Source organism: Lysinibacillus sp. 1 U-2021 (assembly GCF_029916965.1).
GTDB classification, from domain to species: domain Bacteria; phylum Bacillota; class Bacilli; order Bacillales_A; family Planococcaceae; genus Lysinibacillus; species Lysinibacillus capsici.
On record NZ_CP123966.1, the window covers coordinates 3,007,755 to 3,032,996 of the forward strand.

Consider the following 25,242-nt stretch of genomic DNA (forward strand, 5'->3'; position numbering starts at 1 on the left):
AAGGTTTAGTAAAATTGTCTAGTTCATTTGTCCCTTCATTGAATAATGTAAAAACAAGGAGGATGATAAAATGGGTTTCGACAATTTTAATAGAAGTGAAAAGGAACCAACTAATAAAAGAATTAGCAGAATTCATGATGATTGTGAAGAAAGTTGTAATAACAAAAATATCCATCAAGGAGTACAGGTACCACAAGAACCTTTAGGTACAGGTCTTCCAGGGTTTGCTTATATTTATGATACCACTGCTCAACCAGGTATCCCGAATAATGGTTCCGTTACTTTCAATACAAATGGTAATATTACTCCTGCAGGGTTTGTAACACATGTACCAGGAACAGCACCTATCATTATAAATCAAACGGGTATTTATCTTATTACCTACGAGGTGTTTGTTACAGGTGGCCCTAATGCATTTGCTCTTTTCAATGGCGACAACCAAATAGCCGGTTCCAATTATGGAGACAATTCTGGTAACTTGGAAAATGGTCAAGTAATAACGACTTTAAATTCATCGGATGTTCTTACTTTGAGAAATATTCATCCAAACCCAACAGCTTTATTAAATTTAGTTATTCCTGACATTCTAGTTATCAGCGCGTCTATTGTCATTTTAAGATTAGCATAAAGCTTTTATTGCGAGTCACATCTAATAGGTGTGGCTTTTTGCATTTATAGATTGGTTTTGAAATTTGAAAGTGAACTGCACCCCAATTGTTACATTGTGTCTAACAATTGGGGTGCAGTTTAAAATAGGGTGTTTTTTATTAGTGAGTATCAAGTAGTTCTCCCTTTAGCTGCTAGGTTATGATTGGGTGAGAAGTGATAATGATGAAAAATATATTGTGAAGTTTTACCCTAATAATGGTTATAAGTTAGGGAGAGCATAAATGAATATAAATAATAACACAGCCCAGACTCTTCCATACAATTAAGCTTAATCAGAGAAATCATTGTAGACAATTTCGCTGGCGGGGGTGGGGCAAGTACAGGGATTGAAATGGCTACTGGAGACCGTTTTATACTTACGACACTAGTAAAAGAGGAAAAAAAGTATTGATATTGTGGATTAAGGTTTTAAATAAATATAAAAATATAAGCTGTAACGTGTGATGACGCTGCGGCTTTTTTATTTACTATGTAATTTTCTTATATTATGCAGTATTTAAATCTCTACATTGTTATCTAATGACAAGAAATAATATAGGTTAGTGCAAGAAGGAATAGTAGAAAATAACGTTGAATTGAAAAAGTAGAATTCCAAAGTGAAAATAAATTATTAAAGGAGGAAGTATTGTGACTACACCTGATTATAGATCACCAATTAAAAACCAAATCGGCGGTGTGTTTGTTCCAGTTCGTAACCTAGAGAAAGCAAAAGAATGGTACAGAAAAATACTTGGTTTGGAAGGGGGAGAAGAATATTTTGGACATTTATTCGTGGCACCCATGAAAGGTACAGCTGGATTAATTTTAGATTCCATGCCAAAGTGGAGAAAAGATGATGGTGATATTTCCACTTTCCAAGTTCCATCAATTCAGCTTTTAACCGATGATATTCAAGCTGCTTATCAATTTATGAAAGAAAATAATGTTGAGCTTGTTACAGAGATTCAGGATAATTTTTATTTTGTGTTTAAAGATCTTGATGGGAATTTATTAATGATTTGCAAAGAAGTATCTTAAAAAAATGATTGAACTTCAATTAAAAATCTAAATATTAGGGAAAGACAGAACGAAGAACGACCTGCGCCTCACAAACATGTGCGAGGCAAGACATACACGGCCGGTCCATAATTTTTAAGAGATTAGGTATCTTAATAAATTTTAAGGTTAGATATTTACAATCATTTCCACGACTTCTTTTTTTGTTATGATAGTTAAAGAGGAGTGGAATATTATGCTTAACATTTTACAAATTGTTTTTGCTATCATTACTGTCTCTCTTTCAGCTTACCTACTTATAACACGTGATTACGATCTGATTTTTTTAATAGTATTCTTCTCAGGTTTATTCATGTTAACTAAAGGAATTGAAGCATTTCAGAGCGAGAGAAAAGTTTATGGTTGGTTATTAATCGGGTTATTTTTATTTGCGGTTTATCTCTCAATGTATCAATTCACAGCTTTATATGACCAAAGTTAGGGAGTTGTAAATACCTTGATATTTAATCTTCCATTTTCGAGTAACTGACCATTTTTATCGATAATGTCTGCCTAAATGGCCTCCATATCGCCAAGTTCGTATACTCGCTTGAGTAGAACCTCCAATAATAAAGAAAACTCTTGGTTTTCGGACTTGATGTTACTCGAAGTCTTTGAACCTTATAGGAACAACATTATCAGGCGCATAAACATCGAGATAGCACAGAGTTTACAAGCTGGAGAAAGCTATACAGACAGGGCCATTAGAATCGAAAATGTTATGGGATGGACTAGAAAGAAAGGAATTGTTGTCGCCCGAACAGAAGGTGGTTGAGTGAGGTCAAGTTGATCTAGCCATTGAGGAACAGGCGACCAAAACAGCACGGCTCTCTACAGTCTGGTTGTCATCACTTGATACGAGGGTTCGTAGTTAGATGGTCAGAAAGCAATATAGATGGTTACTATCACTATGGTAAGTGGAAATCGAAAGCACCGAGATGATAGAGAATTGCTTCCATAGATAAACAGTGCCGTTGCCATACGATTTATATGGTGAATGGAAGTTACCTGAATGACGAACGAGGCAGAGACTACATGGACGATACCTACCAAAGGCAATTGGCCTCTTGTATTGACTGTCTTAGGACTAACTTACATTCAAGCTTTCACCAAAGCGTACAAAGAGGTTAAGCCACCAACCGTCACATTGCCTTTTATGCGTTATGAAGAGTGGAAGAAAAAATGTAATGGTGAGGTATAGTAAGACCGAATATACACAATCAGCTGTTGCTTCTTTCAAGGCTGTACTTGCGATTATAAGTGAAAATAGTGTATTATAGCTTTCATGTTGTAAACAAAAAGGGCGGATGTAATGAAATATAATAAGACAGTTATGCTAAAGCTTATAAATGAACATCGAACATTGCATGATGAATTAAAAAAGCTAAAATCTGAAATGGGTTTAGAGAAAAATTTCGCAGTAAAGGCATTGTATCATTCATTTGTTGCAGAAGATGGTCCTTATATGAAAGAATATCAGGATTTAGAGCGATTACAATAAATCTTAGTGCCACTAACAAAATTGTTGGCAAGCTAAGTCATATTTTTTAGGGCAATAATTTAATACTAAGTTTGTAATTGAGCCATTCATTTTGAATGGCTTTTTATTTTGTCTTTTTTCTCATGGACGCTATAAAGAACGAGAACAAATACACTTTTGAGCAGTTTAGGGATTCTTATGGATAACTAAATTGGGCAAGGAACCAGAAGCCTAGCGTTATTTTATTGTCTAAATCAGAATATAGTTTTATAAAGTGCAAGTAAACGGCAGGCGGGGTAATGTAAGCGTTGAGTTTATATGGTTTTCATGCATAATAGAAACCGAGGGAGATGATTCTAAGTTGATGGTAAAAAATGTCAACACCGAAGTTTCAGGAGATATAATCGTTACCCACCTGTTAGGTCAAATAAAAATTGAAGACGTTCATGATTGGTTTAATGATTTTGAAAAGATTTGTCAACAGTTTATTTCTGAAGGTAGAGAATACAAATTATTGGTAGATAGAAAAGGATACATCCCAGCTCATTTTTCTGTTCAAAAAGAATGGAAAGATAAGTTCTTGAATAAAACAATGCTAAAACACAGCAAAGCAATTGCGTTTCTCCTTGAAGAGGGAGAGATAATGAACCATTTAAAACAATCCAACACAAAAGAGTCTGTTGAATTTTTCGATAATTACGAACTGGCATTCAAATGGTTGGTTGAGTATACAAAATAATAGTCTTTATCTAAAGGCAGAAAGAGATATGACATGGCTGGAACCTAGACTGTGTAGCAAAGTTCCATATGTAGAAAAAACAGTTTCAGGTTCTTTAAGAATTGTATCGTTTAAAGGCTTTAATTTTGATAAAACTCCAGAAACAATAAACAAATAACCGGGCGCTCAAATGAGTACTTGGTGTTTTTGTTGGTTGTTTTGTACCTGCTCGTGCATGTTTATTTAATAATTATTCATAAAGTGGTACCCCGAATAGTACCCCACTTAAAAGTGTTTATATGGAATAAAAATTTATATTAGAAAAATCAATATTTATTTTAAATACCAAGAAAAGTAATGCTCTATTTTTCACCGTTCCAATTTCCTTAGAGCAAAAACCCCACCAAATCAACATTTTTACGCTATAATGTAGGACGAGGTGAAGAAAATGTTTGTGAGTGAGAAACAGATTGAAATACGGTACGCAGAGACAGACCAAATGGGCGTGGTGTACCATGCGAACTATATTATTTGGATGGAAATTGGGCGTACCCAGCTTGTAAGTGATGCAGGCTTTGAGTATGCTGCCTTAGAAAAAGATGGCTATGTATCGCCAGTGATGGATTTATCGATTTCGTATAAAGCAGCCATGCATTATGGACAAGTGGCAACGGTGCGCACTTGGGTAGAAAAGCATGATCGTTTACGAACGACGTATGGCTATGAAATTTTACATGAGGATGGCACGGTAGCAGCCACAGCTCAATCCGTACATATTCTTGCGCATAAGGATACATTGCGACCGGTATCATTAAGTAAGATTGACCCAGCTTGGGATGCCAAATATAAAGAAATTGCCGTCGAGGCAAAATAGGAGAACAATAGATGGAAATGTTTATAGCTTTAGGCGCTATTTTGGCAGCTCTTGGTGTTGTTTTAGGTGCTTTTGGTGCACATGCACTCAAGGATAAGTTTGCCTCACCGCATTATGCAGCCATTTGGGAAACGGCTGTGCAATATCAGATGTATCATGCCTTAGGGATTCTAGCCCTTGGCATTCTATCCAATGCTGCATTTTTAGGAAGCTCTAGTTTGCTTTCCTGGGCAGGCTACTTAATGTTTACAGGGATTGTATTCTTCTCTGGTAGTTTATATGTGCTAGCCGTGACAGGTGTGAAAAAGCTAGGTGCGATTACGCCAATTGGTGGCATGTTATTTATTGTTGCGTGGGTGCTTGTTATAGTAGCTGCCTTATCCTAATTCAGAAAAAGTAACGAGAACGTTCTGATGATTTATATCATTGGCGCTTCTCGTTTTTTAGTTGATAGGAAGAAAATGAAACAATTTGTCTGATTTTGCGTATTACATAGTATGAAGAGATGTTAAAATAAGCTAAACATCAATGTGAAGGTGGGAATATTTATGGGTTTATTGAAAGCAGGCGTTGGGGCATTAACAGGTGTTTTAGAGGATCAATGGCGTGAATATTTTTATTGTGAGGCATTATCCTCAGATGTTCTAGTAACTAAGGGTATTAAACGCACTTCTAAACGAGGTTCAAATAAAGGAAATGACAACATTATTAGCAATGGCTCTATTATTGCCATCAATGAAGGGCAATGTATGATGATTGTTGAACAGGGGAAGGTTGTAGAGTTTTCTTCAGAAGCTGGGGAATATGTCTATGATACATCTACAGAGCCTTCGATTATGTATGGTTCAGATTTATCTCATGGCATTATGGAAACATTTAAACAGATAGGCAAGCGTTTTACATTTGGTGGAGAACCTGCTAAAGATCAGCGAGTTTATTATTTTAATAAAAAGGAGATTGTTGGCAATAAATATGGTACTCCCGCACCAATTCCATTCCGTGTGATTGATCGTAATATCGGATTAGATATCGACATTGCCATTCGTTGTCATGGTGAGTATTCTTATAGAATCATTGATCCGTTATTATTCTATACAAATGTATGTGGAAATGTAGAGCGTGAATATACGCGAGAGGCGATTGATAGCCAGTTAAAATCAGAATTAATGACAGCGTTACAGCCAGCCTTTGCACAAATTTCAGCAAGTGGCGTTCGTTATAGTGAAATACCTGCGCATACGGTTGCGTTAGCAGACGCACTCAATAAGGTATTATCAGAAAAGTGGCTTGCTACACGTGGTTTAGCTGTTGTGTCATTTGGGATTAGTACCCTAAAGGCTTCTGAGGAAGACGAAGCGATGATAAAACAACTACAACGCAATGCGGTTATGCGTGATCCAGGTATGGCTGCTGCCCATTTAACAGGCGCTCAGGCAGAAGCGATGATTGCAGCTGCTAACAATGATGGTGGCGCTATGGCAGGCTTTATGGGGATGAATATGGCTGCACAAGCAGGTGGAGTCAATGCTGGTCAGCTTTATCAAATGAATGAGCAAAATAAGCAAGCGCAAATGGCTCAGGCTGCGATGCAAAATCAATCAGCCAAAGCACCTGGTACATGGACATGTGCATGTGGTCATGACAACACAGGGAAATTCTGTTCAAATTGCGGTGCAGCAAAACCAGCGGAAGAGGGCTGGACATGTACATGTGGAGCGGTGAATAAAGGAAAGTTTTGTAGCGAGTGTGGCTCTAAAAAACCAGCTGGTGCTTTACTCTATGCATGCGATAAATGTGGGTGGGCACCAGAGGACCCTGCCAATCCGCCTAAATTCTGTCCAGAATGCGGCGATGTTTTTGATGAAAAGGATGTCAAGTAAGGAGATGATGACCTATGTCAACGCAAGAAGTTGAACATGTCAAACAAGTAAAGCTTGACTTTGATGCGGAATGTCCATCCTGTAGTGCATCCATTGAGTTTAATCCTGCTACAGGTAAGCTAACTTGTCCGTATTGTGGATTTGAATCTGAAATTGCAACCCCTGAGCAAGAAGAGGAAAAGGTTGCACAGGAAATGGACTTCTTAAAAGCAGAGGAACGTGGGAATTTCAATTGGGGCGTGGAGAAGAAAACAGTTATTTGTAAAGCTTGCGCGGCCGAGACAATTTATGATGCTCTGCAGGTCGCTGACAGTTGTCCTTACTGCGGCTCAAATCAGGTCATGGAAGCGAGCGCTGAAAATACGCTTGCTCCCAATGGCGTATGTGCTTTTGAAGTAACGGATAAGCAGGCAGGAGAACATTTTCAGAAATGGATCAAAGGTCGATGGTTTACACCAAAGGCTGCCAAAATAAGTGCAAAGCCTGATGCCTTTAAAGGGGTATACCTCCCGTATTGGACGTTTGATTCAAAAACAAGCTCCAGATACTCCGCAAGATATGGACGACATCGAACGGTTACGGATAAAGATGGTAAAACGCATACTGAAACAGATTGGTATTCAACAAGTGGGTTTTATCAGGAATTTATAGACGATCATTTAGTGAGTGCCACAACACGCTATGATCGAGACATGATGCGAAAAATTGAACCATTTAATCTTCTTAATAATAAGGCCTATAAACCTCAATATGTAGCTGGATTTTTATCAGAGCGTTACAGTGTTGGTTTGCAGGATGGCTGGAGCCAAGCAAAAAGTGAAATCCATGATCACCTCCATGCGCAGATTACAGCCAAAATCCGTTGGGAAAATAGGGCGGATGTAGTATCCAATCTACGCTTTTCCACAAACCATGATGATATTACATACAAATATTTAATGTTACCGATTTGGTTATCTTCTTTCCGCTATAAGGAGAAGATTTACCGCTTTATGGTGAATGGACAAACGGGTCGAGTTGGTGGTAATGCCCCTATTTCACCGCTTCGTGTAACAATTGCTGTTATTTTATCATTAGCAGTAATCGCTCTGATTTGGTATTTCTTTATGTCTGAATAATAATAAACAGTATGCCAGTAGGAGCCTCTTATTGTCCTTTTGGGATACTGTTTTTTCATAAAATTGTCCTTAAATACTGGGTAAATGACTGAATTAATTGACTGGTATAGGATAATCATCATCCATTATCACGGCTGTCATTGCGTCAAGTTGCATAGATTAAAGGGAGAGTAAAATATCAGAACAGCCTTGGTTGGACAAAAGCATAACGTTGCAAGATGGTGTAACAAGCAACCTACTATGTAGGAAAGTCGTTAGAAATAATGCAATTATGGTGGTTAAAAATTAGGACGGATTTCCATTAATGATGAGAAGTGAAGTTGCGATTTTACTTTAAACAACTTATTATACAGTCAGAGAGCATTTTTTAAGCTAGTCATGATAAATGTAATGTTATTTTTGAATAACAATGAAAACGTTATTCATATTGGAGGTTTCGATGATGGACGCAATTGAAGTGTTAACAAATTTAGATCAAATACATGGGTATTATCAACCGATATTTAGCGCAGATGCGCATACGGTGATTGCCTACGAAATTTCCGGGTATCTACAAATTCAAGGTCAGCAAATTAATTTAAAGGATTTTATCAACAATGAAGATATTCCAGAAGAATATCGAATTGATATGGAACATAAAATTTTACATGCGGCATTAGCCAAAATTGATGAAATTGCACCAGAAATTGATATTTATATCCCAAGCAATCCAAATTTATTGATGCAAGATTTTGGTGAAAGTCATTTTAATATTATCCAACAATATATAGAGGAAAAAGATTTACAGCGTATCGTACTTGTCGTATCAGAGCATCGTTTTATAGGGGATATTAACAAATTACATCACGCCCTACGCTATTTTACGACGTTTGGGGTAAAAATTGCCGTTCAGGAAGTAGGAGCCGAAAGTCATTTAGAGCATATTGCGCTATTGGCACCACATATCTTAAAGGTCAATACACGTGATTTAAATTACGATTCTTGGTCCGCTCAATCGGACATGATTTCTGCCATTGGTAGCCTAGCTTATAAAATTGGAGCGAATCTATTATTTGAAGATATTGAAACGGTTTATCAGCTACAATTTGCTTGGAAAAATGGCGGTAGATTTTATCAAGGGCCATACCTAGCAAATCCAGCTATGACTTTTGTCGATAAGGATATATTAAAGGAACGTTTTAAAAAAGAATGCCAGCAATTTATTACTTCCGAAAAGAAAATGCTGGAGGCGCAATATTTGCAGCTGAAAAAATTAAGGGAGGAATTAGAGGCGATTGTGCACCGTGTGAAACCAACAAGCGACAATGTCTCCCATTTAGAGTACTTAGCTGAATTATTGGATAACTACTCCTTCCGTCTCTATATTTGTAATGAGGATGGGTTCCAGTTAACGCCTAACGTTATGCGAATTGATGGGAACTGGGAGCTACAGCCACGTGCCATCAATAAAAATTGGAGCTGGCGCCCTTATTTCCTTCAAACGATTATCAAAATGCGCAACGATCAAAGTGGGGAAATCTCTGAATTGTATCGGGATATTGAAACAGGAGAAATTACAAGAACATTCTCCATTGCCATCAACGAGCATGAATATTTGTTTGTTGACCTTTCCTATGACTATCTTTATGAGCATAAAATCTTTAGATAATATTAGTAATTTCTTTAGTGACAACATTTCATGGGTACAAATTGCAATTCGATTTATTTAGTTTAATTAAATGTATTAGGTATTATGGGGGAGAATCCTAAAAGCCTAGTAAAATACTGAAGTTGCCTTCTATATTTGCAGAAGGCAATTTTTTTTGATTTCAATCAAGAATGCTATTTAAATTCTCATAGAAAATTAACTACCTCTATCGAAACAAACATGGCAGTCTATACATTTGTTAAATTTGTAATGAATGATTTTGTTTTTTCAGTATTTTTTCATTTAGCTTAATTAAGATGGAAATATCATAAAGGAGCTGAAAAAATGAGGATTATCAAAATATTGCTAATTATTAGTTTAATTTGGCCATTTGTTGATGCCAAAATAGCAAATGCGGATGATGAAGAAGATTATAAAAAATACGAGGGTGATGTTCATAAAAAGCACAATGATGATTATGATGATGACGAGGAAGATGATGATTATTATAAAGAAGAGGATGAATATGAATATTATGACCAAAGATACCCTGAAACAAATAGTAATACATGGAATATTTGGACAAGATCTACTTATGTAAATAAAGGAGAGTTACCCCTAAAAGAAGCGAAAGAAATTCAATTAAAACTAGAAAATAATAATAATACAGTGTCACTTTACTTGATTCCTTTAGATGGTGAAATATATGTGCCAGGTAAAATTGTTGCTGAACTTTTAGGTGCAAAAGTAGTTAATTATGATAATAGTAAAATATTGGAAATTAATAAAGCTGGTACAGAACTAATTTTTCGTGCGGGGACAAATGTTGTGTACTATAACGAGATAAAAACACCGATACCAGCTGTTACATTTTACTTGAATGATAATATATATGTTCCAATTAGTGTAATTTCAAATGGTTTGGGCTATGTGGCTGAATGGCAAGAAATGAATAACGCTGTTGTATTGAAGTTATTAAAATAAAAAGGGGAGATGATTGAATGAAAGATCAAAAGAAAGCTAAATGGATATTAGGCACTTCTGGAGTAATATTATCTTCTTTACTATTAACGCAATTTAATAATGTTCCATCAGATATAAACATAGCTGATCTAAATTTGACAAATGAACAATCAAAAAAAATGTCAGACCGAGAAAAGGAACTTGTTCAATTAGATTGGACAAATTTTGAAATTGTTGGAGTGAATCAACTACAACAAAATAAAATTCATACCGATCGAACTACCAAACGATCCTAAACATAGTTTGAAGTGGAGTTGAAGTTGCTTGGATACCCTTTCATTAAATACGATGAATACAAACTTTTATATTGAAATTGCTGGAACGCAAAAAATGGATTGGAAAGACAAAGTGGTGAAATGGTTGCAACACGTTGCAAGAGATTGGTCGAGATTTGAGCCAAATAATGAGTTAAATCAAATTAATCAACTAAAGGTAGGAGAAATAGGTAGAATTTCTCCTGCATTATATGATTGTTTAAAAGCAGCAGACAACTATTATACATTAACTAATAATATATTTTCTCCGTATTTAAAATTACATTTAGAACAACATGGGTACGATCGATCCTTTCCTTTTCAAGAATCAACGTATAAGGAAATACAAATAGAAAAAAAGACAAATAAGCCATTTCTTTTTTTGGATCACAATGAAGTTTTAAAAACGGATAATCAATTAATTGATTTAGGTGGATTTGCCAAAGGATACGTAGTTGAAAAAATAGCTGATTGGCTTAGACAGGTTTCTCCCGAGTATGGAATTGTAGATGGTGGTGGAGATATGAAAATGTGGTCGTCAGGCAAAAAGACATGGACCATTGGGATTGCTCATCCATTTCATATACACGAAGAGATCAGTTCCATTAGAATTCAAAATGGAGCAATTGCCACTTCGAATCGTATATTTAGAAGTTGGAAACAGCAGGGGAAAGAAAAGCATCACTTATTAGATGGAAGAACCGGAGAGGTAATCATTAGCCCTATCCTTCAAACAACAATAATAACAAACTCATTATGTCAAGCAGAAGTGGCAACAAAACTGGCTTTTTTATTAAATGAACAAGAATTACAAGTATGGTTTGACAAACTACAGATGCCTTGTGCTTGCTTAATAGCAAAAGATGATGGAAGTATATATTGGCTGAAAGGAGGAGAAAAATTAGATGTTATTTAGTACTTGGGAATGGATTCGATTATTAGGGCTTTTAAGTTATTTTTACTTCAGTATGTCAATTTTTTTTGGTTTACTAAGGAAATCTTCTACTCTCAAGTCCAATAAAAACTTATACTTTCAATTACATCAAATGAGTGGATGGTTGGGATTTATAACTGTTATTGTACATTTACTTTTACTAATGATTGATCAATACGAACCCTATACTATTTCTGAAATCGTATTACCTTTTAGCGCTAACTATCAGGCATTGTTGTCTGGGCTAGGAACCATAGCTTTTTATTTGTTTTTAATAGTTCTTTTAACATCAGATATATGGATAAATAAAATGAACTTCTCACTTTGGAAGAAGATGCATTTTCTTGTTTTACCTGCTTGGATATTATCACTTATTCATGGGCTATTCATTGGTACTGACTCAAATCAAATGTTGGTAATTTTATTTTATAGCAGTACGGTAATGGTTATAATTACCGCACTACTTGTAAGGTTGATGAGCGATGGGTTTAAGAAGAAAGATCAAAAGCAAGGGGTTAGTAAGTAAGCGGTGCTTGAATGGATGAAAGGCAGTTTCTCCATGTTAGCTAGACTGCCAAAGTAGCTCAAAAAAATAAACTAGTTGAATGGCACTACTGATACATGTAATGCCATTCTATGGTTTATCCATCATGTAACGATGAAGAGCCTATTTTTTAGTATAAAGAGGAAATTGAATACAAAATGTTGTACCTTTTTCCAATTCGCTTTGAACTGTGAGTGTTCCTCCGTGATCTTGAACAATAGAATCAGCTATAGCAAGTCCTAGTCCTGTTCCGTTTCTGTTTCTCACAGCATCACTCCGGAAAAATCTATCAAAAATAAAAGGTAGGTCTTCCTTAGAAATCCCAATGCCTGTATCTTCAATGTAGATATATATCATTTTATCAGTTTGTAAAAGCTTTAGATAGATTGATCCTCTTTGTGTGTACTGAGCGGCATTATCTAATAATATATAAATTAATTCAGTTATATTATTTGAATTTCCAATAAATTCAACATTAGGTTGGATTTCTGTTTCGAAAACGATTGATTTCGGTAACGCTCTTTTAAACTTCCTACTAATCGTTAGTAGCAACTCTGTTAAGGAGATTTTTTCTTTAGTTGAATGAATACGATTTTTGTCATGTCGGGCTAAAAATAATAGTTTATCTAATAGCTCTTTCATTAACTCTGCTTCATGCTTTAAATCTTCAATCAATTCTTTACCGAAATCACTCATATTACTAGCTTCATCAGATTCTAAAATATCGAGTGAACTATAAAATACGCTTAGCGGTGTTCTTAACTCATGAGAAGCATCTGAAACAAAGCTTTTCTGTTTTTCAAGTGCATGTTGAATGGGAATCATGGCTTTTCCTGCCATGTAGTAACTTAAGAATCCAATTATTATTGTAAAAATTATAATTAAAACAATAAACAGTAAGATCATTTTTTGAAAAAAATGATATTGTGATGTGGTCGATTTGCCTATAACAATATATCCAAGAAATTCACCGTTCGGCTGAATGGGTTTCGATAAAATTAAAAGATGTTTATCGCGCCACTTTATATTTTTTACAAAACGTTTAGAAGGATTTTCGGTTTGAATGATTTTTTCTAGGTCTTTAAATAAACCTTGATAGTTTTCGTCACCGTGGACTAGTATCTGCTCTTTTGTATAAATATAGTAAAAATACATACCATTTGGGTTAAATTCTAATTTCCCTTTATTATCATTTTTGTGCTCAAAAAAGTCATGATATTGTTCTTTATAATAAGTTTCTAGTTCTTCTATTTGTTGATAATCCATTAGTTGAACTAATGAAAAATATAGAATAATAAGAAAAGCAAAGAAAAAGCCTATAAAATAAATGGAATTAAATAAAGTTAGTTTTTTACGAGTTTTCTTAAACATGCTACCTCACTCTGTATCCTATTCCTCTAATGTTTTCAATAATGGATTTTGGACGATTATGATCGATTTTTTTACGAACTAATTTTACTAACGCATCAAGGTTGTTGTTAGTCATTTCATGATCAAAGCCCCATACTTGTGTGTAAATTTGTTCTCTAGTAAGAATGATGCCTTTGTTGATAAAAAGGTACTCTAACAATAAAAATTCGTTTTTAGTTAATAGTATTTCTTGATTATCTTTAAAAAGTGTTCTGGAATCCAAATATAACTTTAAATCATCAATTTGAATGATTTGATGAATGGATTTATTTTTTCTTCTTAAAATGGCACGTATTCTCGCTAAGAGTTCTTCCATTTTAAATGGTTTAACAACATAATCATCAGCACCTGCATCTAATCCGCAGATGATGTTATTGCAATCATCCTTTGCTGTTAGTATTAAAATGCCACCTTCATAACCATTTCTTCTAGCTTCTTTGCACACATCAATACCGCTTATTTCTGGCATCATCCAATCTAAAATGACTAGATCGTATGTATGAAACAGTATGTATTCTAATGCATGCTGACCATTATCTACAGCATCCACCTGATGAAATTCTTTTTGAATGATGTGAACAATGTTTTTTCTTAATCGATTATCATCTTCAGCTATCAGTATTTTCAACGAAGCTCCTCCTACCTTTTTTATATTCAATATAACTAATTTATAACAACATTATGAAATCCACCTGAATTTTTTGTGCGACCAATCTTCTACTTATTCTAAGCCAAAAAAGAAATTTAAATTAAATATCGTAATTTTTTCTAGTACCGTTTTTCAGATTTTTTTCATATTGGTTGTTTAGACTAATGTTGAACCTCAATATGGAAGGAGATCTCCTATGCGATATTTAAAAATGTTTGGGATAGTATTGGTAGTTATGTTTTTTTTGTATGATGTAAATCCCATTTATGCAGATGATATTTTTGAAGGAAAAGATGAGTATGATGAGGGTAACGGTAGACAACAACACGAAGAAGGGCGTTATGAGGACCTTGGTGAATTAATTGGTTGGTGTACATTCATAGGAATTGGTGCAGCGGGTATGATTTTTCCTATTAGAACTTTCTTGAAGTCTGTAACTCGTACTTTCCCACAATCTAAAGGGCTATATTTATACGTAGCAAAGTTAATAGGTAGATATCATATTCTTTTTGGCACAATGGCATTGTTGTTAGGTATTGGTCATGGGATAATCATGTACTTTAATGAGGGTGAATTGGAGAATGAAGGAATTATTGGCTTAATTGCAATTATTCTTTTATCAATTACTGCTATTATAGGAATGAATTTATTCAACTATAGAAAAAATCGAAGCTTGCGAACAATCCATATCTCAATAGCGGCATTAAGTGTTATTACAGGAGGGATTCATATTTTTATCTCTTAATTATGTAAACATGACTCGGCTCATAATTACTAAGCTTATCATTTTAGTTGCATACTGCATTCATTTTCTATATTTGTTGTATAAACAATGCTTAGATAAAGAATCTCTAGTATTTGAGCTTAAAGCAAAAGGATCGCATTAGGGAAGTGTGCGGTGTAATTATATTTAAGTTTATAGTTCTTGTATTGGCAATGGTAAATTTCCGTATAAGAATTCTACACCTCAGCATTACTTGCAGATGAATTAATACTAGCTGTAATGCAGGTGGACAAAACTTAGCCAACATAAGTGCGACTCGACCCCAAATAACTAAAAAACCAGGTACCGCCAAAGAGGGGTACCTAGTTCTATTATGCAAAGGGACACTTGGGATGGAGTGACCCTAGTAACAATTTCGGAGGTGTAAGGCTAATTTAGCTTTACACTACTATATATATGTTGTGATTGCTATGGTTGAATAGTTAATTGCCTGAGAAATAATCGATGAAATGCAAAAGTGTTTGGGTATTTCATTGATTGTCTAGGATAGAAATGGTAAAGTGAACATAACTTTAGGGTCAAGGAGGAGAATTCACATGAAAAAAAGAGCTATTCGTTTTTTAAGCATGGGTATAGGGTTCTCCACAGCTGTTTTTTTCTAAAATCAACGAACATGGGATAAGTCTGCCCTTTTTTAGAAAAAAATACAATCCTAAAGGAGAAAAGAATATGAAAACTAACATAGTACGTAAAAATCCAATGCAGGTACCTAGCCCTGTTGGGAAGTACAGCCACATCACAATCATTCCAAAAGATGCAACAATGTATGCATTCTCTGGACAAATTGGGGTTGATCAAGACGATCAACTGCCTGCAGATTTAATTGAACAAACGACCAATACATTTAGAAATATTGGAGCGCTTTTAGCAACTGAGGGATTGGATGCATCTCATGTGGTAAAGGTGAATATATGGGCGACGGAGGAGATTGATTGGCATCATTTCTATCAGCAATGGGAAGTAATGTTTGGTCATTCCTATCCCTCTATGACTATTGCTTATGTATCTGCATTAGGGCTACCAGAAATAAAAATAGAGATTGAACTTTGGGCTGCTAAATAGCCTAAAAAACGACAATATCCATGTGATATTGTCGTTTTTGCGTACAGACGGTATTAACGTAACATCCTTTTTAATTGTTTCATTTCATAATGTAATTCGTCAATTTGCTTTTGTAGTTTGTCAATATCATTGCTATTACTTTCATTTTCCTTCAATTCATCCTCTAGAGCAAGACCAGCAGCAATGGTCGCTAGAGCGTCTCCAAGTGTTGTAATCGCCCCCGCAATGACAGCCAACTTAGCTGCTTGACTCACGGACTCCAATCCCTCACTATTCCGATTACCTTTATTTTGCTTCATATAATCCTCCCTACAAAAAAGGGTATTACTTGCATTGTATGCAACAGGTGAAGAATTTATGGGCATCAAATAGGGAACAGGGGAAAGTTGGATTTTATAAAGCATTATTCAGAAGTCTATGGTCTTTTCTAAAATGATTTAGAGAATAAATGAATATTTTAACTCATGTAAAAATGTATTGTCAATAATAAATTTGTAATTTTAATAAAAAATGTTATAATAGTCTTACGATCATTTTTTATAAACGTATTTCGAATTCCGATGTCCTATTTTGCAGAAAGAATTTGGATACGTTTTTTTAATTTTTTAAACGGATGAAAAATTCGAAATTGTTTTAAAGAAGTTATTGGGGAAATTTACTATCTAATAGTAACTTAATTTTATTCCATAAGGAGGACTAGATAAATGAATCTAATTAATAAGAAAGTTACACACAAGCGTTTTGGCATAGGTAGTATAGTTAACCAAAATGATTCGAGTATTGAAATACATTTTGCATCAGAAAATAAAAGGTTTGTTTTTCCAGATGTCTTTGGAAAGCACCTAACAATACATGATAAAAGTGATGCTAAGTTACTTGAGGGGATTATACAAAAAAAGGAAATTGAACGAGAAGAAGAAGAAGCGCGGATGGAAGAGACAAAAGAACTTCAGCGGAAAGAACTCTTACTTCGCTTGGAACACGAAAAACTTATGAGTAATCATAAACTTCATCCCGCATCACAGATGGTTTTTTGGTGTGATTCAGAGGAACAGCATAGCTCTGTTTCAGAGTGGAATGTTTTTTCAGGTATATTAAAGAGTGGGAATAACAAAGGAAAGCCAAACAAGCCGAGCCGCTTACACCAAAATAGCGCTGTCCTTTTAACAGCAAGAGATTCCAGCCAGCCTGAAAGTGATAGACGTATCTTAGGTGTCTATATGGTGAATGAAAAATTCGTCGGCAAGCTGTGTGAAGATGGACATATTCCTGCTCATTCAAAATACAGAATTCATCTGACAGAACAGGAATCGGATCAGTTACTTTTCTGGCAATATTATATCAATGAAAAATTCCCCGAAAAAATGACATGGAAGACAGGGAAATATCGTTATTTCGAAAATTTATGGATGGCTCAAATTTTACTTGATATCATTTCGTTGAAAAGTGACCCAAAAGAACTGGAGTTGGCACAACAATTCTTTAAACATTTTTGTAAAATGAATCAGCTAACAGTACAAGAAATTCCCAAACCTGATGGCGCATTAACCCGTATTTAGTACAGTGAACCAATTATCAAGTTAAAGAGCTATACTTGCTTGCAAGAGAAAAATAATGGCAATGAATACAAGTCACTGGATTTTAAAATCCAGTGACTTGTATGTTTATGTCCCAATAACTTTATTAGCTTTTAATACCTATTCCACACACAGTAACCCCAATGATTCACTTATTAGATGTAATAAAAGTAAAAAAACAGCGTTAATAATGGCTTAACGCTGTTTTTAAATTAGTCACTTTGGTGACTAAATAAAATGGGGATGTGTTTCTTGCTGAAGATATGAGCAAAGATGGAAAGCGAGTAGGGTACATTACCAATATATGATGTTTACCACCAAGCTGATAGGTGTTTATCCTTTACGATCAATAATCTTTCGTACTTTGGCGTAGGGGAGGAATTGTCCAATATGTCCCGATTCGCCATAGCCATTCCATAGGGCCAAAGCGGAAAAAGTATAGCCATAGCTTACTAAAGAGCAATTGGCAACCATAAATGCCTAGACAAATCCACAAAGATTCAAGATAGCGAAGTTGTCCAATTAAACCGAAAGTATGGCCAATTAAGAGAATGAGCGCTGTTTGCCCCAAGTAATTAGTCAAGGCCATGCGCCCATATGCTTTTAACGGTGCCAATAGTCGCTGGAACAAAGTGCTTTGTAATAATAGGATGATTGTTCCCATGTAAAAGGCAGAAGCGAATGGGCTAAACTGTAGTCCAATTAATGAAAATTGCTCAATATTTGTAATATGAGCCGCTAGCTGATCCTTGGGCAAATGCTGGATATTAACAAGAGGCTCAGGGACATACTGCCATTGATAAAACCAGCTAGCCATGCTTATAAAGCCCATTACAATCGTCACGAACATGATTTTATTTCGATGTAACGAGATATTTTCAAATAAATGATATTGACCAGCAGCTAGACCAAGCAAAATCAGTGGAAATGGCATTAAAATTTTTAGACCAAAATAGGCAGTGATGGCTAATAGGATGAATCCAAGGATGAGATTGATGTCTTTGCGCATTTTATAAAAAGGTAAGGCTACAAAGCCAAAGATAGCATAGACAGTTAAGGCTTCACCTGGTTGGAAATAAAAATGCACTAGCCCCATAAACAGTAAAATCAAAAGCCTACGACTAAATAAGGCATAGGCTTTTTCGCCCCTTGCCTGTGCGCGTGAAATAAAGAGATAGAATCCTATTCCAAATAAAAATGAAAAAATGATAAAAAATTTACCCTCTACAAAAAGTGTCAGAAAGCGGCTATAGGCAATATCGTTTGCCAATTCAGGTGGTTCAATCCACATTAATGAGGGGATATTGACTAAAATAATGCCCAGTAAGGCGAACCCTCTTAAATAATCTAATGTATCAATCCGTTTATTACTGTTGGTCGGTTGCAACGTATATCTCCTCCTTTAAAACCAATTATAAGGAAGATCTTTTAAAAGTAGTAACGATGAATGTTACGTGAATCTAACAAAATTGTCATCTTATAGAGGCTCTATTGGCTCAGGGTAAATCGCTAATAGCTCATATGCATGCTGACGTATAAGCTGAATTAGTGCGTATGGTTCTTTGACAATTGCATGTTGACCAAGGCGAAAGAATAGGGAGCTATTAAAGTGGAGCTCATGTTGATCGATAATCGTATCGATATAGCCTGTTCCATCACTATGTCGAACAACCGCTTTTTCAAGATGGGGCTCACTTAAACATTGACGAATGCCCTCGCTTGATAATTCTACATATAACCGAATAGGCTGCTGAGGCTCATAGTCAGTTTCAAGCCATTGCTGCAAATTCATCGTCGTTTTATGGTTTGCTTCACTAATTTTTATCCCTTTAATTCGATCTACACGGAAGAGTAATATTCTTTCATTTGATAGCAGTAGCGCAGGCATATACCATAAGCCATCATGAGCGTACACGCCAATAGGCTGGATATGCTTAGAGGTGATACCAGACTTCGATTCATACTGGATATGCAATTGTGATTGGTTGATGATAGCCTCTAAAACGTCCGTTAGGAGTGGTGTTGTAATGGCTCTTTTAGGGTTCCAAAAGGCAATATAGGATTGCAGCGTATCCACCTTTTTCTTGGCTTCCTTCTGTAAGGATTCATACAGCTTTTGAGAGACAGACTTCATTTCAGTATTAAAGGGTAAATCACGATAATAGTGCAAAGACTGGAATGCAAAGAAGATGGCGACCGCCTCTTCCTCAGTAAATAATATCGGGGGGAGAATAGCATTGGATAGCACCGTATAGCCCCCATGTCTTCCTTGTTCCGCGTAAATGGGTAGCCCCATATCACTTAAATCCAAAAGGTAACGATGCACCGTTCGCACGGAAATATGGAAGGTGTCGGCAATTTCCTGCGCTGTAAATTTCTTTTTCACACTGACGAATAGCAAAATATCAATTAATCGTTTAGCTTTGGTCATATTTTGTTCACCTTTTTATTTAATCATGCCAATAGTTGTCATGTTTTATATTTAGTATAGAGATTGTACAAGAGATTTTCAAAAGAAGAGGAGCTGACGTAATGTCACGGGAAATACTGGTATTTATTGCAGGGAGTTTAGATGGATTTATTGCCAAGGAAAATGATGATCTACAGTGGCTAGAGGAAACAGAGGGAGAGGGTGATAATGGCTACGCTGATATGTATCAAACCATTGATACCGTCATTATGGGAAAACGGACATATGATTATATCCTAGAACATCTTAAACCGTTCCCTTATCCTGATAAAAAATGCTATGTGTTCTCAACAACTCAAACTGGGGAAAATGAGCATGTGACGTTTATCCAAGAGGATGTCATCACATTTACTCAACGTTTAAAAGAGCAAGAAGGCACAAAGATTTGGATGGTAGGGGGAGGGAACCTTCTAGATGCTTTTTTACAGGAGCGGCTAATTGACGAATGGATTATTACGATTACACCCCATTTACTGGGCTCAGGGATACCCTTGTTTAAATCTCCCCGTCCATTCGAAAACTTAAGGCTATTGGAAACAAAACGATATGGTCAAATGGTACAACTACATTATGAGGTAAGGAAAGAGGCTTAAATCAAGCCTCTTCTTTATTTGATAAAGGAACGATAGATTTCTCCTAAGAGACCTTGCATTTGATGAACGCCTGTATCGGTGTTAGTCATGGCAACAAAGCCTTTGTCTAGGTGGGGGTAGGCCACTAGCATACATTGATAGCCAACGCCCCAGCCAAGCGAGGATATTTCAAGCTGCTCACCAGCACCATCAAGAAATACACCAAGGCCCATCCATTCTTTACAGCCCTGAGGACGAATTAGCTCATGGATTGAAGCTAAACCAAGTGTACCCTTTCCCTTTAAGGCCTGCATTACCTCTTGTAATAATTTTGCTAGATCTGACGGTGTTGTCCATAATCCACAAGCTGCATCATACGGGTAAATAGGGTATCTTTGTGCTGTTAGGGTGCCATCTTTCTGATGACCACTTGCTGTATTGGCAGTTGGGACTGCGGAAGAAAAAAAGCTATTTGTCATGGCTAGTGGTCGGAAAATCACGTCTGTCATAAGTGTTGAAAAACTTGAGCCTATTGTATCCTCAATCAGCAATTGAACAATGCAAAAGCCAGCATCTGAATAGTGAAATTCTTGTCCGGCCTCAAAAGTACTATCGATTGGAATGGAACAATAAGGAGTTGTACCTTTTAATAAGTCGACCATCGAAGGCCTCTGCCATCGTGAATGTAAGGGAGAGAAGCTGCCTTTAGGGTCAATAATTCCGGCCTGATGACTTAACAAATGTCGTAATGTTACTTTTTTTCCCTGAGTGTAGCTATGATCTGGCATCTTCCAAGATGTGAGCTTTTGATTAATATCCTCATCTAAATCTACTATACCTTGCTCGACCAGCTTCATCACTAAAATGCTTGTAACTAGTTTACTAATTGAACAGGCATTGAAGATGGTTTGGGTATTGATTCTGTTAGTTTTCCCGACCTCTAATAGACCAAAGCACACTGCTTTCTGAAGCTCACCATCCTTTATATAGGCAATGCTGAGGCCAGCTATTTGTTGTTGCGACATTTGCTCATGTATTGTCATGAATAAAGATCTCCTAGTTTTCCTTCATCATACCATAAGTAGGAACGAATGTTCTTGGGAAACTATCGTTATGTAAGTTGAAATCTATTGTATAATAAAGGAATTATTTCTACAAAGGTACATACAATGGAGGGGTTCTGTGACAAAAGCGTTTCCACAAAAAATACATATCATTGGGTCCGTTGGCAGTGGGAAAACGACATTGGCGAGGAAGTTATCTAAAACCTTGCAGATTCCTTATTATGAGCTTGATAATGTGGCATGGATGCGAAAGGAATCAGGGGATATTCTAAGAACAGATGAAGAAAAAAAGGAGCACTTACAAACCATTCTCCAAACGAACAGTTGGATTATAGAGGGGATCCATCAGGAGGAGTGGGTTGTTGATAGCTTCCAGCAAGCTGATTGCATTATCTTTCTCGATACGCCTTATAAAATTCGAGTCTTTCGTATAATAAAAAGATTTATAAAACAAAAAATGGGCTTCGAAAAAGCTCACTATCAACCTACTTTTTCGATCTTTTTTAAAATGTTTCGTTGGAATAAACGCTTTGAAAGGGTAGGAAAGCCTAAATTCTTTAAACAGCAACATGCTGTATTGGCTAAACTTTTAATGATTCAGCGCAATAAGGATTTAGATTCCTATTTTCGACAATTCTAAAGCGTATCCCGATGTCAGGATACGCTTGTTCTTAGGCATTTTTCTTTGTACGTGTAGTCCGTTTTCTTGTAGCGGGCTTTTTTGTTTTTTCTAAAGAGGCCTGTAGAGCTGTCATTAAATCCGTGACATTTTCAGGAATTGGACGTTGTTTATCGCTTGTAGATATCGTATTTGTAGCTTTCTTTTCTTCAATTAGTTCTAATAAAGCATTGCGGTAATCATCTGTATATTTTTCAGGGTTGAATGTAGTTGTTAGTTGTTCCACTAACATGAGGGCTGTATCGAGCTCCTTTTGTACTACATCCTGTTCGCTTGGAATATTAGGGACATCGCCAATGCTCCTTACCTCATCTGGATAGTGAATTGTTTCCATCACAAGGGCATTTTGATAAACACGCACAATGGCAAGTTGCTCTTTAGAGCGGATAACGATTTTGGCAATGCCTATTTTCCCTGATTGTTCTAATGTTTTTCGTAACAATGAATAGGCTTTGGCTCCCGTCGAATCGGGTGATAAAAAATAGGTGCGTTCAAAATAGATTGGATCGATTTCAGTTAATTGCACAAAATCAATAATTTCCACAGCCTTATCTTCATTTTCCTTACGCAAGTTTTCTAAATCTTCTTGATCCAACACAACAAATTTATTTTTGGCATATTCATAAGCCTTCACGATATCCTCATCTGTTACCTCTTGGTTACAGCCCTCACAAACCTTTTTATAACTAATCGGCGTATGGCAGTCTTTGTGAAGCTGACGCAATTTGACATCTTTATTTTCAGTTGCAGCATGTAGTTTCACAGGAATATTAACAAGTCCAAAGGAAATACTGCCTTTCCACACTGTATGCATTGTTGTCACCTCGTTTTTCTTACTATGATGTATTTTGAGGTTTTTTATGTATCTTAAAATGAAATCTTCAAACACTGAATATAAAAAGCAAAGTAGGTATTGTGAAATGAAACCAATGCTTTTATCGGAAACAAACGATATTCCTAGTGGAGATGAATGGCTATTTGAAACAAAATATGATGGTTTTCGCTGCTTATTAGTTTGGGATGAGGAGCCGAAGCTCATTAGTAGAAATGGGCGACATTTAAATCACCTGTTTCCCGAAATTTTAGCTTTTTGTCAGCAAATATATACATCCATCCAAACCTTTTTACCCCTAACCTTGGATGGGGAGTTAGTTTATTTACGCAATCATTATAAAAGTGATTTTGCCGTTGTTCAGAAGAGGGGGAGAATGCAAAATCAAGACGTGATTCAGGAACATGCTCATTCATGTCCTTTTCACTATCTAGCATTTGATGTTTTAACCCTTAAAGGAGAATCTCTCCAAAACCACTATTTAAAAACGCGAAAGGAGCAATTGGTCAAGCTTGCGACGAAGTTCAAATGGCCAAGCGTAAACTATGAGAATCCAACGCCTATCCAAGTCATACATGGTAGTGAGGAGCATGAGAGCATATGGCAGTCCATCAAGCTTTACAATGGGGAAGGCATTGTTGCTAAGAAGAAAACAAGTAAATGGCTTGAAAACATACGATCAAATCATTGGTTAAAGATAAAAAATTGGCGTTATGTCACAGTCATTGTCACACAATATGACCATAGCAATAGTTATTTTCATGGTGCAGTTTTTGAGGACAATGAATTACGAGAAGTCGTTACGTTTAAGCATGGGATGACAGAGGAAGAGCATCAAACACTTGTCAAATTCTTTCAGACTAATGGACTGCGTAAAAAGGAGCTATGGGCACTTGAGCCTTCGATTTGTGTTGATATTGCCTGTATTGATTTTGATGGTAGTAAGCTTCGGGAACCTAGATTTCATGCCTTTCGATTAGAGATAGCACCTGAGCAATGTCATTGGCTGCACATGCAACGTCAACTGTATCCTATCCCTGATTCAGTTGCTATCACACATCCAGACAAGCCTGTATGGCCGAATATGGGTATTACAAAGGATCAATACTTGTTCTATTTGCAAAATATTTCGCCCTATTTAATGCCTTTTCTAAAGGATCGCCCTCTAACGCTAATACGCTATCCACATGGTGTTCCAGGTGAAAGTTTTTATCAAAAAAGTAGACCAGAAAAAATGCCTGATTTTGTGGCAACAGCTGTGATGGATGATATTGATTATATCGTATGTAATAACTTGGAAACGTTATTGTGGCTTGGAAATCAGCTGGCATTAGAGTTCCACATTCCATTTCAAACACATCATTCTCCGTACCCGACAGAAATCGTTTTCGACTTAGATCCTCCCTCAGTACAAGATTTTTCATTAGCCGTTTCAGGCGCACTTGATTTAAAGAACATTATTGATTATTTTCAGCTCCAATCCTTCGTCAAAACATCAGGTGGAAAAGGTTTACAGCTGTATATTCCTTTACCCGCAAATACATTTACTTATGAAGAGGTACGTATTTTTACAGAGTTTGTTTGTCGCTTTTTATGTGAGCAAAAGCCAAATTTATATACAATTGAGCGTTTAAAGAAGAATCGTCATGAAAAATTATATTTAGATTATGTCCAGCATGCAGAGGGCAAGACTATCATTGCCCCGTATTCTACTCGGGGCAATGAAATGGGTTTAGTAGCAACACCGCTTCTATGGGAGGAGGTCAATGAAAACCTAACACCAACACTTTTTACGATTCCCTTTGTCATGGCGCGCATGAAAAAAATGAGCAATCCCTTTCAATTATTTCGTGAAGTAGGGGAGCAACAAAATTTTCAAGCAGTTCTAGATCAATTAAAGGCATGAGGACACTTATGGGGATAGGGAAGCTCTGACAGGGCATGAGCGCTGTGCGATGTAAAACGAGCAGGGTTTACCTGATAAAAC

The 25,242-nt window shown here is 36.1% G+C and carries 28 protein-coding genes; 21 read left to right on the top strand and 7 right to left on the bottom strand.

All coding sequences use genetic code 11. The features are described from left to right. Positions 1 to 70 precede the first annotated feature (70 nt). From QH639_RS15480 to QH639_RS15550, 15 genes are all read left to right on the top strand, one after another. Positions 71 to 628, top strand: a complete 558-nt coding sequence (locus tag QH639_RS15480; protein ID WP_103118266.1) for a hypothetical protein — start codon at positions 71 to 73, stop codon at positions 626 to 628. Positions 629 to 1,296: 668 nt separating this feature from the next. Next, the gene (locus QH639_RS15485) at positions 1,297 to 1,686 is read left to right on the top strand and encodes a VOC family protein (protein ID WP_131520072.1); all 390 of its coding nucleotides are present in this window, start codon (positions 1,297 to 1,299) and stop codon (positions 1,684 to 1,686) included. Positions 1,687 to 1,900: 214 nt separating this feature from the next. Beyond that, complete coding sequence (locus tag QH639_RS15490; protein WP_131520073.1) at positions 1,901 to 2,146, top strand: DUF3953 domain-containing protein; 246 nt, start codon at positions 1,901 to 1,903, stop codon at positions 2,144 to 2,146. Between the two features lie 570 nt (positions 2,147 to 2,716). After that, positions 2,717 to 2,905, top strand: coding sequence for a hypothetical protein (locus QH639_RS15495; protein ID WP_131520074.1), 189 nt, complete (start codon positions 2,717 to 2,719; stop codon positions 2,903 to 2,905). 111 nt (positions 2,906 to 3,016) lie between these two features. Then, positions 3,017 to 3,205: a hypothetical protein gene (locus tag QH639_RS15500; RefSeq protein WP_054550360.1), complete on the top strand. Its 189-nt coding sequence runs from the start codon at positions 3,017 to 3,019 to the stop codon at positions 3,203 to 3,205. Between the two features lie 253 nt (positions 3,206 to 3,458). After that, positions 3,459 to 3,923 carry an STAS/SEC14 domain-containing protein gene (locus QH639_RS15505; RefSeq protein ID WP_131520075.1) on the top strand — a complete coding sequence of 155 codons (465 nt, stop codon included), beginning with the start codon at positions 3,459 to 3,461 and terminating at the stop codon, positions 3,921 to 3,923. 427 nt (positions 3,924 to 4,350) lie between these two features. Further along, positions 4,351 to 4,776, top strand: a complete 426-nt coding sequence (locus QH639_RS15510; protein ID WP_004225136.1) for an acyl-CoA thioesterase — start codon at positions 4,351 to 4,353, stop codon at positions 4,774 to 4,776. Between the two features lie 11 nt (positions 4,777 to 4,787). Then, positions 4,788 to 5,162, top strand: coding sequence for a DUF423 domain-containing protein (locus QH639_RS15515; RefSeq protein WP_131520076.1), 375 nt, complete (start codon positions 4,788 to 4,790; stop codon positions 5,160 to 5,162). A gap of 162 nt (positions 5,163 to 5,324) precedes the next feature. Further along, a complete protein-coding gene (locus QH639_RS15520) occupies positions 5,325 to 6,656 on the top strand; it encodes an SPFH domain-containing protein (protein WP_112118514.1) in 1,332 nt (443 codons plus the stop codon). A 14-nt stretch (positions 6,657 to 6,670) separates the two neighbouring features. Continuing rightward, on the top strand, positions 6,671 to 7,774 hold the full coding sequence (locus QH639_RS15525; RefSeq protein WP_131520077.1) for a TFIIB-type zinc ribbon-containing protein: 1,104 nt from the start codon (positions 6,671 to 6,673) through the stop codon (positions 7,772 to 7,774). A 442-nt stretch (positions 7,775 to 8,216) separates the two neighbouring features. Then, complete coding sequence (locus QH639_RS15530) at positions 8,217 to 9,422, top strand: EAL-associated domain-containing protein (RefSeq protein WP_348638181.1); 1,206 nt, start codon at positions 8,217 to 8,219, stop codon at positions 9,420 to 9,422. Positions 9,423 to 9,746: 324 nt separating this feature from the next. Beyond that, positions 9,747 to 10,385, top strand: a complete 639-nt coding sequence (locus QH639_RS15535; RefSeq protein WP_131520078.1) for a copper amine oxidase N-terminal domain-containing protein — start codon at positions 9,747 to 9,749, stop codon at positions 10,383 to 10,385. Between the two features lie 17 nt (positions 10,386 to 10,402). After that, a complete protein-coding gene (locus QH639_RS15540) occupies positions 10,403 to 10,660 on the top strand; it encodes a hypothetical protein (RefSeq protein ID WP_131520079.1) in 258 nt (85 codons plus the stop codon). Between the two features lie 28 nt (positions 10,661 to 10,688). Further along, on the top strand, positions 10,689 to 11,594 hold the full coding sequence (locus QH639_RS15545) for an FAD:protein FMN transferase (RefSeq protein ID WP_131520080.1): 906 nt from the start codon (positions 10,689 to 10,691) through the stop codon (positions 11,592 to 11,594). Next, on the top strand, positions 11,584 to 12,138 hold the full coding sequence (locus QH639_RS15550) for a ferric reductase-like transmembrane domain-containing protein (protein WP_131520081.1): 555 nt from the start codon (positions 11,584 to 11,586) through the stop codon (positions 12,136 to 12,138). Before QH639_RS15545 ends, QH639_RS15550 begins: the two co-directional genes overlap by 11 nt. 141 nt (positions 12,139 to 12,279) lie before the next feature. Here QH639_RS15550 and QH639_RS15555 read toward each other — a convergent pair whose 3' ends face one another. Both QH639_RS15555 and QH639_RS15560 read right to left on the bottom strand, forming a co-directional pair. Continuing rightward, complete coding sequence (locus QH639_RS15555; RefSeq protein ID WP_131520082.1) at positions 12,280 to 13,527, bottom strand: sensor histidine kinase; 1,248 nt, start codon at positions 13,525 to 13,527, stop codon at positions 12,280 to 12,282. Position 13,528: 1 nt separating this feature from the next. Next, complete coding sequence (locus tag QH639_RS15560; RefSeq protein WP_131520083.1) at positions 13,529 to 14,194, bottom strand: response regulator transcription factor; 666 nt, start codon at positions 14,192 to 14,194, stop codon at positions 13,529 to 13,531. 217 nt (positions 14,195 to 14,411) lie between these two features. Between QH639_RS15560 and QH639_RS15565 the strand changes: the two genes are divergently transcribed. Then, positions 14,412 to 14,960: a hypothetical protein gene (locus QH639_RS15565; protein ID WP_054550288.1), complete on the top strand. Its 549-nt coding sequence runs from the start codon at positions 14,412 to 14,414 to the stop codon at positions 14,958 to 14,960. 708 nt (positions 14,961 to 15,668) lie between these two features. Beyond that, positions 15,669 to 16,061: a RidA family protein gene (locus QH639_RS15570; protein WP_131520084.1), complete on the top strand. Its 393-nt coding sequence runs from the start codon at positions 15,669 to 15,671 to the stop codon at positions 16,059 to 16,061. 53 nt (positions 16,062 to 16,114) lie between these two features. Here QH639_RS15570 and QH639_RS15575 read toward each other — a convergent pair whose 3' ends face one another. Next, positions 16,115 to 16,360: a hypothetical protein gene (locus tag QH639_RS15575; RefSeq protein WP_131520085.1), complete on the bottom strand. Its 246-nt coding sequence runs from the start codon at positions 16,358 to 16,360 to the stop codon at positions 16,115 to 16,117. Between the two features lie 405 nt (positions 16,361 to 16,765). Between QH639_RS15575 and QH639_RS15580 the strand changes: the two genes are divergently transcribed. Beyond that, positions 16,766 to 17,620, top strand: coding sequence for a malate synthase (locus tag QH639_RS15580; RefSeq protein ID WP_281114800.1), 855 nt, complete (start codon positions 16,766 to 16,768; stop codon positions 17,618 to 17,620). Positions 17,621 to 17,984: 364 nt separating this feature from the next. On the opposite strand, the gene QH639_RS15585 is transcribed toward QH639_RS15580, so the two are convergent. Then, positions 17,985 to 19,025 carry a DUF418 domain-containing protein gene (locus tag QH639_RS15585; protein WP_259419577.1) on the bottom strand — a complete coding sequence of 347 codons (1,041 nt, stop codon included), beginning with the start codon at positions 19,023 to 19,025 and terminating at the stop codon, positions 17,985 to 17,987. Between the two features lie 90 nt (positions 19,026 to 19,115). Further along, positions 19,116 to 20,069, bottom strand: a complete 954-nt coding sequence (locus tag QH639_RS15590) for a helix-turn-helix transcriptional regulator (RefSeq protein WP_259419576.1) — start codon at positions 20,067 to 20,069, stop codon at positions 19,116 to 19,118. 101 nt (positions 20,070 to 20,170) lie between these two features. Here QH639_RS15590 and QH639_RS15595 point away from each other — a divergent pair, with 101 nt between their 5' ends. After that, on the top strand, positions 20,171 to 20,701 hold the full coding sequence (locus tag QH639_RS15595) for a dihydrofolate reductase family protein (RefSeq protein ID WP_131520089.1): 531 nt from the start codon (positions 20,171 to 20,173) through the stop codon (positions 20,699 to 20,701). A 14-nt stretch (positions 20,702 to 20,715) separates the two neighbouring features. On the opposite strand, the gene QH639_RS15600 is transcribed toward QH639_RS15595, so the two are convergent. Then, a complete protein-coding gene (locus tag QH639_RS15600) occupies positions 20,716 to 21,723 on the bottom strand; it encodes a serine hydrolase domain-containing protein (protein WP_259419575.1) in 1,008 nt (335 codons plus the stop codon). 139 nt (positions 21,724 to 21,862) lie between these two features. Between QH639_RS15600 and QH639_RS15605 the strand changes: the two genes are divergently transcribed. After that, entirely contained in the window at positions 21,863 to 22,384 is a 522-nt protein-coding gene (locus QH639_RS15605) for an AAA family ATPase (protein ID WP_237898103.1), read from the top strand. Between the two features lie 31 nt (positions 22,385 to 22,415). On the opposite strand, the gene ku is transcribed toward QH639_RS15605, so the two are convergent. Continuing rightward, positions 22,416 to 23,237 (bottom strand): non-homologous end joining protein Ku, encoded by an 822-nt coding sequence (ku, locus tag QH639_RS15610; protein ID WP_004225181.1) that lies wholly within the window; start codon positions 23,235 to 23,237, stop codon positions 22,416 to 22,418. Between the two features lie 106 nt (positions 23,238 to 23,343). Between ku and QH639_RS15615 the strand changes: the two genes are divergently transcribed. After that, positions 23,344 to 25,161 (top strand): DNA ligase D, encoded by a 1,818-nt coding sequence (locus QH639_RS15615; RefSeq protein ID WP_237898102.1) that lies wholly within the window; start codon positions 23,344 to 23,346, stop codon positions 25,159 to 25,161. Positions 25,162 to 25,242 lie beyond the last annotated feature (81 nt).